This is a genomic window from Sphingobacterium paucimobilis HER1398 (genome assembly GCF_000416985.1).
GTDB lineage: Bacteria > Bacteroidota > Bacteroidia > Sphingobacteriales > Sphingobacteriaceae > Sphingobacterium > Sphingobacterium paucimobilis.
The window spans coordinates 330614-346954 of record NZ_ATDL01000016.1; the positions used below are offsets into that span (position 1 = coordinate 330614).

Genomic DNA, 16341 nt, shown 5'->3' on the forward strand with positions numbered 1-16341 from the left:
TATTATCAACTATTAAACAGCTACGTTATGATCCCGAAGTGCATCATTTAGAGATGTTTTCTTGTCTGTGGAATCTTTTCGTTTTCCGATAATCAGTGCACAAGGGACCTGGTATTCACCTGCGGGAAATTTTTTGGTATACATTCCAGGGATGACGACAGAGCGAGCTGGGACACGACCTTTGTATTCAATGGGATCTGCACCAGATACGTCGATAATCTTTGTCGAAGCGGTCAATACTACGTTAGCTCCCAGTACAGCTTCCGACTCAACATGTACACCTTCTACAACAATAGCCCTTGATCCGACAAATACGTTGTCTTCTATAATTACAGGAGCTGCTTGCACAGGTTCTAGAACACCTCCTATACCCACTCCGCCGGAGAGATGCACATGCTTTCCGATTTGTGCACAAGAACCTACAGTGGCCCAAGTATCAACCATAGTCCCTTCATCGACGTATGCACCTATATTGACATAAGAAGGCATCATAATGACTCCTTTAGCCAAATATGCTCCATAACGTGCAGACGCTCCGGGGACTACGCGAACACCAAGCTCTTTGTAATTGGTTTTTAATTTCATCTTATCGTGGTAGACGAAGGGTTTGTTATCGATCTCTTGCATCTCACGTATAGGGAAATATAATATAACTGCTTTTTTTATCCAATCATTGACATGCCAACGGTCACCTATCGGCTCTGCTACACGGAACTCGCCATTGTCTAGTTTCATGACAACGGTTTGAATGGCTTCAAAATACTCTTTGAATTCTAAAAGATGTCTTTCTTCCCAAGCTTCTTCGACTAGTTTTTGCAGATTTTGCATTTTTATATGGTGTTAGTAGTGATTAATTGTGCACCACAAACTTAGATAAAATGCTTTGTATTCACCAATGTATAGCCGAAAAAATCAATCGTATTGACCTATAGGTATGGAAAATAGCTTGTTTTTTTACATTTCTTTTTTATTATAAAAGCGGTATTTTTGTTTTATGGCGAGTGAAAATGAAAAACTGAGAATTGATAAGTACCTGTGGGCGATTCGAATATTTAAGACGCGTAGCCTAGCGACGGAAGCATGTAAAGCAGGACGGGTCAAATTGAATGGTGCTAATGTGAAGCCTTCGTATGTGGTTAAGGTTGGAGAGACATATACTATCCAAAAAGGAATAGAGAAAAAAGTTGTACTGGTTACAGGATTATTGGAACGAAGGGGAGATGCGAAAACGGCTGCTGAACACTATATCGATAAAACTCCAATTGAGGAGACCTATGGATTTAAATCTACTTTTCATGCACCGATTTTAAAGCGTGATCGAGGGACAGGAAGACCTACGAAAAAAGATAGACGTGAAATCGATGATTTGAGAGGTAGCGAATGGTGGGAAGAGTCTGAATAAAAAAGGCAGAAATTTAATTTCTGCCTTTTTTATTATCGATGGTCTGTGTCTGGATATTGACGACTGGTTTCACCAGTATATACTTGTCTAGGACGTCCAATAGGCTCTTTGTTGTCCCGCATTTCTTTCCATTGTGCAATCCATCCCGGAAGCCGACCTAAGGCAAATAATACGGTAAACATGTCCGATTTAAAGCCTAAAGCACGGTAGATAATGCCGGAGTAGAAATCTACGTTTGGATATAATTTTCTGTCAATGAAGTACTGGTCACTGAGGGCTGCTTTTTCTAATCCTTTTGCAATGTCTAGAACAGGGTCTTCAACACCTAGTTTTTCCAATACGTCATCACATGCTTTTTTGATGATTTTTGCACGAGGATCAAAGTTTTTATAAACACGATGACCAAAACCCATTAGTCGGAACGGATCGTTTTTGTCCTTTGCTTTAGCAAGGTATTTCTCTACATCACCGCCGTCATTTTTGATGTCTTCCAACATTTCGATTACCGCTTGGTTAGCTCCACCATGAAGCGGTCCCCAAAGGGCATTGATACCTGCTGACACCGATGCATATAGATTGGCGTTAGAAGAACCAACGATACGTACCGTCGATGTTGAGCAGTTTTGCTCGTGATCGGCGTGAAGGATTAATAAAATGCGCATGGCATCTAATACTGCTTCATCAAATATTTTATCGCAGTTGACTTCACCAAAAATCATGTTCATGAAATTGTCGATATAGCCTAGATCTTTTTTAGGGTATACAACAGGATGGCCTAATGATTTCTTTTGAATCCAGGATACGATAGTCGGCATCTTGCCTAAGAGGTTGATTATTGTTTTGTACTCTTCTTCTTCTGATTGGTTCGGATTCAAAGATTCTGGATAGAATGCTGACAAAGCTCCGACCAAACAAGATAATTGTCCCATAGGGTGAGACTTAGAAGGAAATCCAGAGAAGAACATTTTCATGTCTTCGTGTACCATCATCTGTCTCTTGATATCGGTTCTGAATTGCTCTAAAATATCTTTAGAAGGTAGGTTGCCAAATATTAGCAGATAGGCAACTTCTAAGAAAGTTGATTTTTCTGCTAGGTCTTCAATTTTGTAACCACGGTATTTTAATATTCCTTTTTCACCATCTAAAAAGGTTATTGCACTTTTAGTAGCGCCTGTATTTTTAAAACCAGGATCTAGTGTAATGTATCCTGATTGATCTCTTAATTTTGAAATATCAATGGCCTTTTCATTTTCTGTTCCTGTTATAACTGGAAATTCAAACGTATTGCCATCTAAGGTAAAGGATGCTGTTTCAGACATAATCAAATTTCTATGTGTATTCACAAAAATATAAAAATCAATGACAAAACAACCCATGCTTTAAATTTTAAATGACATTTATCGGTCAAAATTATCAAGTTGGTAGAAAATAAATATCGTTAATATCTGTTTCGGTCATTAATTTATCTGATTTACCCTGTTCTGTGTTTGGCTAGACCGCGTCCGCATAAAACAAATATGTGGAAATATTTCTTTTTGTTACGATTTTTTCGTAGACTTGCGATGTATTAGTAGATTAATAATATGGAACTTGACAAGTTAACACTACAAGAAGAAGAGGCAATGTTATCGATATGGCAATTGCAGGGCGGTTTTATCAAAGAAATATTGGATAACCTGAAAGGGGAGCCTGTACCTTACACGACATTGGCGTCGACGGTCAAGAACCTCGTAAAGAAAGGATATGTTAAACCGGTGTCGTATGCAAATGCCAAGCGCTATGAACCTGTGATTTCTGAAGAAGAATATAAAGGAAGGTATATGAATTCTTTTGTCGGCGATTACTTCCGTAATTCTTATAAAGAGATGGTTTCTTTTTTTGTAAAGGAGGAGAAATTGTCCGAAGACGAGTTGAAAGAGATTATGGATATGATTAAAAGAGGAAAGTCTTAACCTTATGAGGTGTTAAGCAGTGAACTTTTAATAAACTGGATTATGGAAAATGTACTTACTTATATTCTGCAGGCCAGTCTATTGCTGGGAATAGTCTTCCTAGGCTATATTCTCTTGCTGAAAGGGGTTACCTTTTATAGATTAAATCGGATTTATTTCCTTGTAGGTGGGGTCTATTCCTTGATCTATCCCTTTCTTAAAGTGGATGAGTGGTTTCGGGAGGAAGTGATATCCGTTGTGCCTGGCGTATGGGATTATATGACAGATTACCTACCGGAAAGCGTTGCTGGTACCTTCTCTTTAGGACACTTGTTGTTGTCTGTTCTTTTGATAGGAGCTGGTGCTTTTTTTGTTAAATTGGTATTACAGCTGTTGAGTCTTTGTCGAATCCATTTTTATTCCGAAAAATCCAGTTGGAAAAATTATCTTTTTCGGAACGTATTTTTTCCAATTGTTCCCTTTTCTTTTTTCAATAAAATATATGTGCATCAGGATCAGCACGGCGACCCTGAGCTCTATGATATTTTCAAACATGAGGAGATCCATGTGAAAGGCCTTCACTCATTGGATATTTTATTGTTCGAAATGCTTTTGATAGGATGTTGGTATAATCCCTTCGTATGGCTTATGCGCAAAGCGGTGCGTCAAAATCTAGAATTCTTGACTGATCAACAAGTACTGGATAAGGGTGTGGATCGGCAAACCTATCAATACTCTTTGCTGAATGTCACTACACAGGGCGTGTCCCTAGGCGTAGGCAATCAGTTTAATTTTAGAACCTTAAAAAAGCGCATTATGATGATGAACAAAAGACGCTCTTCGAAGATTGAGTTGAGCAAGTACGCCTTCCTGTTGCCTATTGTGATCCTAGCTGGGGCTAGTCTTACCGTAAGCAAAGCAGAGGGGAAAATAGAAGAATTGGTGGAACGGATTAAAGAGACACCGGTCGATGCGGTACTTCCTGTTGCTGTGATGCAGGAGCTGGTACGTTCGACAGATACCATCAAACAGCATAAAGTGGAACCTAATGCTGTTTCAGGTTCAACAGTTGGGGCTTTTGGAGCTGCCCTGAAGGGCGATGCAGTCGGCTTGCGCGCAGATTCTGTATTACATGTAGTATCGGCAGGGGAAGTAGAACCTATTCTTTTTGTAGATGGTTTACGTTATTATGGGAATATATCGCGGTTGGATCCGAACGATATAGAGAGTATACATGTTTTTAAAGGAAAACAGGCAATCGCTTTATATGGTGATCAAGCAAAAGATGGGGCTGTTTTGATAAAAACAAAAGATGGATCTCTAACACAACGTCTTCATGGCAAGGTTCCTGCCTCTATTCCTAGTGATTCCACCAAAAATGTTTTGAGAGGTATTTTTATTTCTGCTAACCCTGCGGGACATGGGACTAAGGCTAAACCTATAATAGTTCTGGATGGAAAGGTTATGGAAGATAGTTATGATGTTAATCTATTAAACTCCGCTGATATACATAGTGTATCCGTGTTGAAAGATAAAGCAGCAGAGACGCTTTATGGACCAGGAGCGAAAAATGGGGTAATTGTGATGGTTTCGAAGACTTTTGCTCGCGAAGCTAATTCTGTTGAGAAAGATACCGTTTCGCATTTAATAGAACGTAAAGGCAATTCTGCTAAATTATCAGAGAATAAAAAAGAGGCTATAGAAGAGAGGATATTTGTGTTAAATAAGGACACTAGACTCAATTGGCCGACTGCTGCATTGCTTGTAATAAATAAGGAGGTTCAAAAGCCTGGTTTTGATATTAATACTATTCCTGTTGATAAGATTGAGTCTATAACAATTCTAAAAAGCCCGGAGGCAAAAATACTGTTTGGGGAATTAGGAAAAGATGGTGTGGTATTAGTGACGACCAAGAAAAGTGCAATTTGATTGTAAAATATAATTGAAAGGCCTGTTTTTAGCAGGCCTTTGTAATTTATTTCGTGTTCAAATTAGTCATAGTCAACTCAATTCCGATATTGACAAAACTGTGTGCCATCTTGACCGAGTGTTCGATCAAAGCAGGTAGCTCTTTTTGTTCGTCTTTGTCAAATGGCCCTAGCACGTAATCCACCTGTCGTCCTTTGGGATAATTATCCCCGATCCCAAAACGTAACCTAGGATAAGCTTGACCGCCACATAGAGCCTCTATGGATTTGAGACCATTATGCCCTGCTGCAGAACCTTTGGGTTTGATACGTAGTGAACCAAAGGGGATAGCTAGGTCGTCAACGATGACCAATACATTCTGGATAGGAACCTTAAGTTGTTGCATCCAATAGTTTACCGCTTTACCACTTAAATTCATATAGGTAGTGGGTTTAATGACGTATACATTGTGCCCTCGCTGTTTGAATTCGGTGTAGTAGGCGTGCTTAAGTATAGACCAAGTCGTGCCAGCTTGTTTCGCTAATTCGTCTGCTACCATGAATCCAATATTATGGCGGGTATCCTCGTATTCCCTACCTATATTTCCTAGACCAACGATTAAAAAATTCATGTCGCAAATTAAAAAGTAAAAATTAAAAAGTCAAAATAAGATCAACGTAAAGAAGCTAAGCTAGAAAAAATCCTAGGGGATGGTATAACGTTATTTTACCTTGTATAACAAAAGAGCATCGGGACTTCCGATGCTCTTTGTGTAAATACTTAGTACTAAATACTGAAATTATTTTTTCTTCGCTCCTTGAGCAGCTTTAGCAGCTTCTTGCTCTGCTTGACGTAAAGCACGAGACATGATTACTGAAACGATTGTGTCATCAGAGTTGTTCAATACTTTTGCATTTTCTAACTCTACTTGGCGTACGCGGAAAGATTTACCAACTTCCAAAGACTCCATAGGAACAATGATTTCCTGAGGAAGGTTGTTAGGTAGTGCTTTAACGCGTAGTTTGCGTAATTTCTGAACTAATTTACCCCCCATTTTAACGCCTGGAGAAGTCCCGGTCAATTTGACTGGAATGTTTACAGATACTTCTTTGTCATCGAATAACTCTAAAAAGTCAACGTGAGTAACTTGATCAGTCAATGGGTGGAACTGTGCTTCTTGAACGATAGCTCTTACTTTTTTACCATTGATGTCTAACTCAACGAAGATCACATCTGCAGTGTAAAGAACTGGTTTCAAATCAGCTGCGGATACAGAAAGGTGAGTTTGTTCTTGACCACCATAAAGAACTGCAGGAACCTGTCCTTCGTAACGCAATCCTTTTGCATCTCTTTTCCCTACGTTCTGTCTAAGAGAACCGCTAATAGCAATTGATTTCATGTTTTTAAAAATTAAATTTTGAGGTGCAAAAATAACTAAAAGAATATGGATTGTCAAGAGCTGTTTTGTTTTTGTAAAAGATACAATACAAAGCTGTTTTTTTCTTTATTAAAAATTTTATGTATTTATATTTGAGTTGTTTAAAAAAAACAATTAACTTTAAAACTTGGGAACCTAAAATAATCATAATAAACATGGAAAAACAACATACTTCAAGACGTGATTTTATCAAAAAGTCATTGATTGGAGCTGCGGCATTTACTATTGTGCCACGGTTTGTATTGGGTAAGGGCTATCTTGCCCCGAGTGATCATTTGACCAAAGGAGTAATTGGTGTCGGATCGATGGGACGTGGACATTTTAAATATGCCGGAACAAAGACTGTTGCGATTTGTGATGTCGATACGAGGCACTTAGCTTTGGCTCAAAAAGCATTGGGGGGAGGGGTTAAAGAACATCATGATTTCAGAGATCTGATTTCTAATCCAGAAGTAGATATTGTACATATTGCTACACCGCCACATTGGCATGGTTTGATGGCACTTGAAGCTGCGCGTTCGGGCAAGGATATATGGTGTGAAAAACCAATGACTAGAACGATTGGTGAAGGTAAGAAAGTCAAAGAAGCAGTTGCGCAACATGGTAATATCTTCAGACTAAACACTTGGTTCCGTTTTGATGCCAATTTTTATGGTATGAATGTGCCTGTTAAGAAAATCAAGAAGGTGGTAGATACAGGTATGTTAGGTTGGCCATTAAAAGTCACAATCAGTAAGCATACGGGATTTGACTGGAAGTTTTATTGGGTAGGTAAAGAGAATCTACCTGTGGAGAAGGCTCCAAAAGAATTAGATTACGATATGTGGTTGGGACCAGCTCCGTATAAACCGTATAGCACGCATCGCGTACATACCACTTTCCGTGGGTATTGGGACTATGATGGTGGTGGCCTGGGGGATATGGGGCAGCATTATTTGGATCCTGTTCAGTATTTCTTGGGTAAAGATGGAGAAAGCCCTGTTAAAATTGAAGTCGATGCACCACAGCAGCACTCTGATGCTGTAGGCGTGTGGCGTAAGATTACTTATACTTATGCGGATGGATGTCAAATCGTGCTTGATGGAGAAGGTACTGAAGTAGGGAAGGCGTATATTGAAGGACCGAAGGGTAAGTTGTATCGGGGATTCGTGTCTGATATTCCGGATTTGGAACGTAAACTTGCGCAATATCCCGATCCTGCTCCACAAATGACAGACTTTGTAGAAGCAGTGCGTACGAGAGAGAAGTTTGCTCTTAACGAGGATAATGGATATTACTCGTGTACACTAGTTAATCTAGGCTTGACAGCCTTGCGCTTGAATAGAACATTACATTTTGATTCGGCCAAGCAAGAATTTGTAAATGATGAGGCTGCTAACCGTTTGATCAATCAACCTATGAGAGGTCCTTGGACTTTCTAACCTGAAAAACACATGAAGAAGATTTTTAATACCATATCTATATTGTTGTTGTTGCAGACGGCATCCTATGCGCAACAGCCTGCCAATCGGACAGCTGCTACCAAGATTGCAGATGTATTGGCTCAGCAACCTGCTGCGGAACAATCTAAGTTCTTGGCAGCGATGAAAGAGTTAGAAGGATTTACCACTGAAGATGTTGTGACGCTGTTGAAAGGCCTCAAGCCGCAAGGAGGCAACAATGCTTCAATCGAGTATGCAACTAACTCGTATGCTTTTTATGTGATGCAACCAGGTAGGGATGCGTTGCGAGAAAAGTATGCAAAGGGACTTTTGAGCGCATTAAGCGATTTGAAGGATCAAAATAACAAAGCTTATGTTTTTGAGTTGTTAAAGTTCTGTGCTAAAAATGAGTCTGTTGATCAGGTGGCAACCTATTTGACAGATGCTTATTTTGCGGAAAAGGCGGCACGTGTTCTTAGTGCTATACATACTCCTGAGGCTGCGCTAGCTCTTAATAAGGCACTAGCTGGTAATGTTACGGAGCAGACGGCTACGGCCATTATCGGGGCGTTAGGTGAACTTCAGTCAAAAGAGGCAGAGGAACGTGTGATTGCTTTAATTGGGCAGTATCAGTCTGAGAACTTCCAACGTAATGCGTTGACAACGCTGAGCAAAATCGGCGGAGAAAAATCTTATGATACGTTTTATGGAAAAGCAAAATCGGCAAATTTTGCGTTTGACAAATCTAATGTTGCTGCATTAACATTGGAGTATGCCAATGTGCTAGCCAAAAATGGTCACAAAGATTTGGCGTATAAGCTGTCATCCGCAGTATTTGCAGAAGCAGCAGATCCTAAGGCTATAGGTGCGCAAGTCGCAGCTCTGGAGTTAATGAGTCGTTTAGAGCCGAAAAAACAGAAAAAGAATTTGTTGAAGCTGTCTACTGGGGATAACGTTGTTTTGAGAAATGTCGCTTTAGGCCTGTTGGGTGATGATGCAACAGCGTCGGATCTTAAGAGGATCGCATCTTCGTTGACGAAGCTTTCTCCTGAATCGCAAGAGAGCGTCTTAAGTTTTTTAAAGAAAAAAGATGCGACTTTTGCTATTCCTGTAATTGAGAAGAGTTTAAGAGGTGTAAAGGATCCGGAAGCTCGTATTGCAGCCTACAATACATTGTCGGCACTGACTAAAGGTGCAAACACTCCGTTTGTAATCAGTCAATTGGCTACAGCAAGCGGGAAGGAGGTAGAGGCTTTGAAAACCTTGTTGCTGACAGCTAAGAATGATCAGGTAGTTGCTGAAATAAATAAAGCATTACCTGGCGCTGATGATAAAACTAAAATCGCTTTATTAGACGTGTTATCCAAACGTTCGGATAAGAACTCTGCCAAAGCAGTATTTGCTCTGATTGAAACCGGAAGTCCTGAAGTACGTGCAGCGGCTTATAAAGCTTTGCCCAATGTGGTGAATGACGAGGATTTTGAGTCGGTGGTCCATGTGATGGGTACAGCGAAAGGGGCTGAAGTGAAACCTGCACAGAGTGCTGCTATTGTAGCATTGCGAAACAATAAAGACAAGACTGCTATAATTCAGCGTTTATCAGCCAATATATCTAGATCACAAGCTCCTTCTGCGGCAAGGCTATTCCCCGTTTTTGCAGGAGAAGGTGGGGAGGAGTCTTTGAAGACGGTTAGTGGTTATCTCGGGACTAATAATCCCCTGAAAGGAGATGCTATTCGCGCATTGGCGGGATGGTCCAATGCATCTTCATTGGGTGAGCTTACCACACTGCTTCGTACAGAAAAAGATGCCACCTTGTTTAAAGATATCTTTACGGGCTTTGTCAAACAGTTGAATGCAAGTAAGGTTAACAACGAACAAAAGACACTCTTGTTAAGAGATGCATTTGAGTATGCCCAGACCAAAGACCAAAGAAGTGCAGCGCTTTCTGGATTGAAGTCTACCGGTACTTATCCTGCTTTGATCTTTGCAAGCAAATATCTTAATGATGCTGAGCTGAAAGGAGTGGCTACTGATGTTGTGATGAATATCATCATGGATAATAAAGAGTTTGTAGGTACGGATGTGCGTAATTGGTTGGAAGTTGCTAAAAATAACCTTTCGGGAAGTGAAAGTTCTTATTTAAAGGAAGCTATAGTTCGTCATTTGACAGAAATGCCTGCTAAAGAAGGCTACGTTGCGCTCTTCAACGGAAAAGACCTTACTGGATGGAAAGGCTTGGTTGAGAATCCTATCAAACGTGCTAAAATGACACCTAAGGAGTTAGAGCAAAAGCAGCTCGAGGCCGATAAAAAGATGCGTGAGAGTTGGTCGGCTATAGATGGAGATCTTGTCTTTTCTGGACATGGGGACAATATTGCGACGGTAAAGCAATATGGTGATTTCGAGCTGTTATTGGATTGGAAACTCGACAAAAATGGAAAAGAGCCGGACGCTGGCGTTTATTTAAGAGGCACTCCTCAGGTACAGATATGGGATATTTCCAGAACCAATGTCGGTGCGCAAGTAGGGTCAGGTGGGCTTTATAATAACAAGTCGAATTCCAAGCCTCTAAAAGTTGCAGACAATCCGCTTGGGGAATGGAATAATTTTAAGATCCGCATGGTAGGTGAGGATGTATCGGTGTGGCTGAATGGAGAATTGGTCGTGGATAATGTGCCCTTGGAGAATTATTGGGATAGGAATCAATCTATATTCCCGATGGAACAGATTGAGTTACAGGCTCACGGATCGCGCGTGTGGTATAGGGACGTGTATTTGAAAGAGTTGCCACGTAAGGTGGTTTACACTTTAAGTGATCAAGAGAAAGCAGAAGGGTTTGAAATGCTTTTTGACGGAACTAATTTAGATAAATGGACATCTTCTCCTGCTTATGAAATAAATGAGGAGGGGGTGCTTCGTTCTAACCCTGCAGCTAAGTTTGGTAAGAACATCTATACGAAAGAGCAGTATGGTGATTTTGTGTATAGATTTGAGTTCAAATTGACGGCTGGAGCAAACAACGGCGTCGGAATCCGTGCTCCTTTGGAAGGTGATGCGGCTTATTTGGGATACGAAATCCAAATGTTGGATGACAATGCAGAGGTTTACAGTAAGCTTAAACCTTACCAGTACCATGGTTCTGTCTACGGTATCATTGCGGCAAAAAGAGGTTCTTTAAAACCTTTGGGCGAATGGAACGAGGAAGAGATCAGGATCCAGGGAAGTAAGATCAAAGTGACGGTAAATGGACAGGTTGTTGTCGACGGTGATATCAAAGCTGCAACAAAAGAAGGGCCTGCTGATGGTAAGAAACATCCAGGCTTAGATACTACAGCTGGACATATCGGTTTCTTGGGGCACGGGACAGAAGTGTTTTTAAGGAATATAAGGGTAAAGCGCCTTTAGGAATAACTATTGATTGGTTTATAGGCCGTTCCGAAGTAAATCGGGGCGGCTTTTTTGTTGGCGTATTTTTACCTGTTTGACCATGTATCTCATGATGTAGGTATTAATGGTATGTTTTTTGCAAAAAAAGATAAAAAGCCTATTAACACAGTAACTATAAATAAAGAGAGGCCATCCGTAACGGATGGCCTTCTTATTTTCTGAAAGGTATCTTTGCTATTAATCTACCGCAAATAGTTCGGCGATAGAAGCGTGTTCATTGACACTTTTAATTGCTTTCGCAAATAGGTCTGCCGTAGATAATACTTTTATTTTAGAACAAGTTTTTGATCGCTCTGGATCTAACTGGATAGTGTCCGTGACAATCATTTCTGTCAATACGGAGTTTTCGATAGTCTCGTAAGCCTTGCCGGACAATACGGCATGTGTACATACGGCTCTCACAGAATTTGCTCCGTTTTCCATGATCAATGCAGCAGCCTTAGATAATGTACCGGCAGTATCACATATATCATCCATCAATACTACGTCCTGACCTGTGACATCTCCGATGATAGACATTGACTCAATCTCGTTGGCACGCTTGCGGCGCTTATCACAGATGATGACTTCTGCATTAAAAAACTTAGCAAAGGTACGTGCTCGGTACGATCCGCCCATATCTGGCGAAGCTATAGTTAAATTCGGAAGGTTTAAGGATTTGATATAAGGTACAAAAATCACGGATCCATCTAAATGGTCTACAGGAATGTCAAAAAAACCTTGGATCTGCGCTGCGTGTAGATCCATCGTCATGATGCGGTGTGCTCCTGCTGCGGTGATCAGGTTTGCGATCATCTTGGCCCCAATGGCAACACGAGGTTTGTCCTTGCGGTCTTGACGAGCATAACCAAAGTAAGGAACGACGGCCGTAATGTAGTGTGCCGAGGCTCTTTTTGCAGCATCAATCATCAACAGTAATTCAAAAAGATTGTCTGTGGGTTGATTGGTGGATTGAATCAAGAATAAGTCAGCACCGCGGACTGATTCGTTGTAGAAGGGCTGGATCTCTCCATCACTGAATTTGGAAAGCGTCTTGTCTCCTAGTGGTTTACCGAAGGAAGTGGAGATTTTTTCTGCAAGTTCTTGTGTGCCAGAACCAGCAAATAATTTAACCGTGTTAAATTGCAAAGGCATGGTTTAAATATATTTGTATCTAAAATGTTTTGGCAAAGGTATAGAATTGATAGCGAAATAAAAAGCCAAACATAGTGCTTCTATTTGTGTTGTAGTGGCGTGGATATAAAACAAAAAAGAGAGTTACAATTTGTAACTCTCTTTTGTTGTCCGACCTGGATTCGAACCAAGACAAACAGTACCAAAAACTGTCGTACTACCCTTATACTATCGGACAATCATTTATCAAGCATTTTGTGTCGTTGTTTCCTTGTTTGATGATGCAAATATACAGCTGTTTTTAATAACTGCAAAACTTATTTTCATATATTTTGTTTTGTATTGATTTTCAGATGGATATTTTTTTAATGTACGGGGGCTTTTTTTGAAATGTATATGTTTGAAGGCTTAAAGTCTGTTAAAATATCAATTTGTTATTCTTTTGTAAGGATGTATTCCTTATTTTCGGAGCAAGTTTGAGATGTCGGCGTGGGATAGTATACTGTATCGGTAACTATTTTGGTGATCGTACCTTTTATTTTCTTTGGAGTATGGTGCTTCTTTTGTACGATTTCTCCATGATTTTTTTGAACGCAATTAAAGTATGATGAATTATAATAAGATTAATAACCTATTAGGGTGGGCTTGTGCTATTATAGCTACGCTAGCTTATGTTCTTACGGCCGAACGTACGGCAAGCTGGTGGGACTGTGGTGAGTTTATCGCCTCTGCTTATAAAATGCAGATTGTTCACCAACCGGGAGCTCCTCTTTTTTTAATGGTGCAGAACCTGTTTTCAAACCTGGCTCTCGGAGATAAGACACAGATAGCATTCTGGATGAATATTGGTTCGGCAGTCTGTTCCGGATTGACTATTATGTTTCTGTTTTGGTCTATCACGGCTTTAGGGCGCAAAGTCTTCCTCGGTAAGGCTGATATTAATGCACCTCTTCCTGAAGGGGACTTGATACGCGTTATGGGGGCAGGTTTGGTTGGAGCCTTAGCGTATGCGTTTACAGATACATTTTGGTTTTCTGCTGTCGAGTCAGAGGTGTATGCGATGTCTTCACTGTGTACTGCTATTGTGTTTTGGGCTATATTGAAATGGGAAGTAAGAGCGGACGAGAAAGGTGCTGATAGATGGTTGATACTTATTGCTTATGTGATGGGATTATCTATTGGTGTGCATTTGTTGAACTTGCTGGTTATTCCAGCCATAGCGTTGGTTATTTATTTCAGAAGGACGCAGCAGGTCACGACCAAAGGTGTTTTTAAATCCTTAGCCATCGGTGTAGTAGTGTTAGCATTCGTGTTATGGGGTGTTATTCAGTACCTGATTAAGTTTGCTGCCTTTAGTGATTTATTTTTTGTCAATACTTTAGGGCTGGGATTTGGTACCGGTGTGACCTTTTTTGCATTATTGATTGTAGGTGGGTTGGTGTATGGTATATGGTATTCTGTCAAGAAAGTAAAACCTATACTTAACATTGTTTTGATTTCGTTGGGATTTGTCATTTTTGGATATAGTTCTTTTGCTATGATTTTGATTCGTGCAAAAGCCAATCCTACATTGAATAATTCGGACCCCGATAATGCTTTTAGCTTTTTGAGCTATCTGAACCGTGAGCAATATGGTGATGAACCATTGTTTAAGGGGCGTTTTTTTGATGCAAAGCTTACTGACGTATTTGAGTCGGGAAATATATATAGAAAAGATAAGGATAAGTATGTTGTCGCAAAGACCAAGACAGGCTATAAATATGATCGAGAAACGCTGTTTCCAAGAATTTATAGTGAAAAGGGGGATCATCCAGCTTTCTATCGCCAATATCTTGGCCTAGGCCCGAATGAACAGCCTACTTTTGCCGATAACCTTAAGTTTTTCTTTGGCTATCAAATTGGTCATATGTATGGTCGTTATTTTATGTGGAACTTTGCCGGAAGACAGAATGACGTCCAGGGGCATGGTTCTGTTTTAGAGGGTAACTGGATTTCGGGAATTAAGCCCATTGATAATGCGTTGTTAGGTGGTCAGTATGATTTGTCTACTTCAGAAAAGGAAAATGCTGCACGGAACACCTATTTCTTTTTGCCATTATTATTGGGATTAATAGGAGCGTATTGGCATTTCGGAAAGAATCAAAGGGATGCAGGGGTCGTTTTTCTGCTTTTCTTCTTCACGGGTTTGGCTATTGTGCTGTATTTAAATCAGACTCCATTTCAACCGAGAGAGCGGGATTATGCCTATGCGGGTTCATTTTATGCATTCTCTATATGGGTAGGGCTTGGCGTGTTGGCGTTGGCAGATTTCCTGACCAAGAAAATACCAGCAAAAACTGCTGGTATAGCAGCTTCGGTGATAGGTTTGTTTGCGGGACCTGTGCTTTTGGCTTCTCAAAACTGGGATGACCACGATCGATCGGAGAAGTTTTTAGCTCGTGATATGGCTAAGAATTATTTAGAGTCCTGTGCACCAAACGCTATCTTATTTACCTACGGTGATAATGATACTTATCCCTTATGGTATGTGCAGGAAGTAGAAGGTTTTCGTACAGATGTGCGGGTTGTTAACTTGAGTTTGCTGTCTTCGGATTGGTATATGCGTCAGATGTTGGATAAAGTGAATGATGCAGATGCTCTTCCTATAAATATCGATCCAGAGAAGTTTAAAGACGGGGTAAGGGATGTGATCTATTATCAGGATTTTCAGGTTCCAGGTCATATCGAGGTACGTGATCTATTGGATATTATGTTGTCTGATAATCAGCAGAATAAAGTGCAGCTGCAGGGTGGTGATTGGGTGAACTTGTTGCCTACGAAGAATATGAAACTTACTGTCGATAAGAGTGCAGTGTTAGCTAATAATGTCGTGCCTAAAGGGTGGGAAGCTTCTATTGTGGATACCATGGAATGGACCTACTCTATGAATTATGTGAGCCGAGCCGAATTGTCTATCATGGCTATGTTGGTCAATAATAACTGGAAACGGCCTATATACTTTACGACCACTACACCGGAGGTTAATTATATCGGGTTGGATAAGTATTTGGTGTCGGAAGGCTTTGCGATGCGTCTGATGCCTATTGATACGGGGAATAATGATTCGGAAGAAGGTTTTGCTCCTGTTGCAGATGTGGATGGTATATATCATAATATTATCAATAAGTACCAATGGGGAAATATGTCTAAATCTTCTTATTTGGATCCTGATTCCTATCGCTATATCAGTTTGTATGTGAGTTCTATCTTTGGAGAGACAGCTCAGAATTTACTACATGAAGGGAAGAAAGAAGAGGCGCGTAAAGTCGTAGTGAATGCCTATGAAAATATGCCTAAGAAGGTGTATCAAATGAGCGAGCCAATGAGTTATGTTTTACTGATCGATGCGATGTATAAAACAGGAGAATCGGCAAAAGCTAAAGAAATTGCATTGAGAAATCTGACCTTCATAGGTGAGAATATGCGTTACTATACGTCGAATAAGCTATTGAGTAATTTAGGATCGGAGCGAAATGTGCGTTTGGGATTAATGGGATTGCAGCGCTATAAAATGGTCGCTGATGAAAGTAAAGATTCTGATGTTCAAAAAGCTGTCGATGGATTGCTGAAAGAGTTTGGCTACTTTTTTGGAGGCCAATAAATAGCCTGGAAACAGAAAAGAAGAAAGCCATCTATTGC

Annotated in this window: 11 protein-coding genes; 6 read left to right on the plus strand and 5 right to left on the minus strand. The window is 40.3% G+C overall.

Annotated elements, in window-relative coordinates:
- Positions 1–12: 12 nt before the first annotated feature.
- Positions 13–828, minus strand: coding sequence for a 2,3,4,5-tetrahydropyridine-2,6-dicarboxylate N-succinyltransferase (locus M472_RS38430; protein ID WP_021071311.1), 816 nt, complete (start codon positions 826–828; stop codon positions 13–15).
- Between the two features lie 166 nt (positions 829–994).
- Between M472_RS38430 and M472_RS38435 the strand changes: the two genes are divergently transcribed.
- A complete protein-coding gene (locus M472_RS38435; protein WP_021071312.1) occupies positions 995–1402 on the plus strand; it encodes an RNA-binding S4 domain-containing protein in 408 nt (135 codons plus the stop codon).
- Between the two features lie 32 nt (positions 1403–1434).
- On the opposite strand, the gene M472_RS38440 is transcribed toward M472_RS38435, so the two are convergent.
- Positions 1435–2721 carry a citrate synthase gene (locus M472_RS38440; protein ID WP_031301895.1) on the minus strand — a complete coding sequence of 429 codons (1287 nt, stop codon included), beginning with the start codon at positions 2719–2721 and terminating at the stop codon, positions 1435–1437.
- Positions 2722–2985: 264 nt separating this feature from the next.
- Between M472_RS38440 and M472_RS38445 the strand changes: the two genes are divergently transcribed.
- Positions 2986–3354 carry a BlaI/MecI/CopY family transcriptional regulator gene (locus tag M472_RS38445; protein ID WP_021071314.1) on the plus strand — a complete coding sequence of 123 codons (369 nt, stop codon included), beginning with the start codon at positions 2986–2988 and terminating at the stop codon, positions 3352–3354.
- Positions 3355–3396: 42 nt separating this feature from the next.
- On the plus strand, positions 3397–5262 hold the full coding sequence (locus M472_RS44625; protein WP_021071315.1) for a M56 family metallopeptidase: 1866 nt from the start codon (positions 3397–3399) through the stop codon (positions 5260–5262).
- Between the two features lie 46 nt (positions 5263–5308).
- Here M472_RS44625 and pth read toward each other — a convergent pair whose 3' ends face one another.
- Complete coding sequence (gene pth, locus M472_RS38455) at positions 5309–5872, minus strand: aminoacyl-tRNA hydrolase (protein WP_021071316.1); 564 nt, start codon at positions 5870–5872, stop codon at positions 5309–5311.
- A gap of 168 nt (positions 5873–6040) precedes the next feature.
- Positions 6041–6640 carry a 50S ribosomal protein L25/general stress protein Ctc gene (locus tag M472_RS38460; protein ID WP_021071317.1) on the minus strand — a complete coding sequence of 200 codons (600 nt, stop codon included), beginning with the start codon at positions 6638–6640 and terminating at the stop codon, positions 6041–6043.
- Positions 6641–6834: 194 nt separating this feature from the next.
- Between M472_RS38460 and M472_RS38470 the strand changes: the two genes are divergently transcribed.
- The gene (locus tag M472_RS38470) at positions 6835–8100 is read left to right on the plus strand and encodes a Gfo/Idh/MocA family oxidoreductase (RefSeq protein WP_021071319.1); all 1266 of its coding nucleotides are present in this window, start codon (positions 6835–6837) and stop codon (positions 8098–8100) included.
- Between the two features lie 12 nt (positions 8101–8112).
- Complete coding sequence (locus tag M472_RS38475; protein ID WP_021071320.1) at positions 8113–11508, plus strand: DUF1080 domain-containing protein; 3396 nt, start codon at positions 8113–8115, stop codon at positions 11506–11508.
- 219 nt (positions 11509–11727) lie between these two features.
- On the opposite strand, the gene M472_RS38480 is transcribed toward M472_RS38475, so the two are convergent.
- Positions 11728–12684 (minus strand): ribose-phosphate pyrophosphokinase, encoded by a 957-nt coding sequence (locus tag M472_RS38480; protein WP_021071322.1) that lies wholly within the window; start codon positions 12682–12684, stop codon positions 11728–11730.
- A gap of 583 nt (positions 12685–13267) precedes the next feature.
- Between M472_RS38480 and M472_RS38490 the strand changes: the two genes are divergently transcribed.
- Positions 13268–16303 (plus strand): glycosyltransferase family 117 protein, encoded by a 3036-nt coding sequence (locus M472_RS38490; protein ID WP_235049517.1) that lies wholly within the window; start codon positions 13268–13270, stop codon positions 16301–16303.
- Positions 16304–16341: the final 38 nt, after the last annotated feature.

What these genes read in the sequence shown, in the direction of transcription:
- M472_RS38430 (WP_021071311.1), bottom strand. Translation starts at nt 828, where the DNA reads ATGCAAAATCTGCAAAAACTAGTCGAAGAAGCTTGGGAAGAAAGACAT.
- M472_RS38435 (WP_021071312.1), top strand. Translation starts at nt 995, where the DNA reads ATGGCGAGTGAAAATGAAAAACTGAGAATTGATAAGTACCTGTGGGCG.
- M472_RS38440 (WP_031301895.1), bottom strand. Translation starts at nt 2,721, where the DNA reads ATGTCTGAAACAGCATCCTTTACCTTAGATGGCAATACGTTTGAATTT.
- M472_RS38445 (WP_021071314.1), top strand. Translation starts at nt 2,986, where the DNA reads ATGGAACTTGACAAGTTAACACTACAAGAAGAAGAGGCAATGTTATCG.
- M472_RS44625 (WP_021071315.1), top strand. Translation starts at nt 3,397, where the DNA reads ATGGAAAATGTACTTACTTATATTCTGCAGGCCAGTCTATTGCTGGGA.
- pth (WP_021071316.1), bottom strand. Translation starts at nt 5,872, where the DNA reads ATGAATTTTTTAATCGTTGGTCTAGGAAATATAGGTAGGGAATACGAG.
- M472_RS38460 (WP_021071317.1), bottom strand. Translation starts at nt 6,640, where the DNA reads ATGAAATCAATTGCTATTAGCGGTTCTCTTAGACAGAACGTAGGGAAA.
- M472_RS38470 (WP_021071319.1), top strand. Translation starts at nt 6,835, where the DNA reads ATGGAAAAACAACATACTTCAAGACGTGATTTTATCAAAAAGTCATTG.
- M472_RS38475 (WP_021071320.1), top strand. Translation starts at nt 8,113, where the DNA reads ATGAAGAAGATTTTTAATACCATATCTATATTGTTGTTGTTGCAGACG.
- M472_RS38480 (WP_021071322.1), bottom strand. Translation starts at nt 12,684, where the DNA reads ATGCCTTTGCAATTTAACACGGTTAAATTATTTGCTGGTTCTGGCACA.
- M472_RS38490 (WP_235049517.1), top strand. Translation starts at nt 13,268, where the DNA reads ATGATGAATTATAATAAGATTAATAACCTATTAGGGTGGGCTTGTGCT.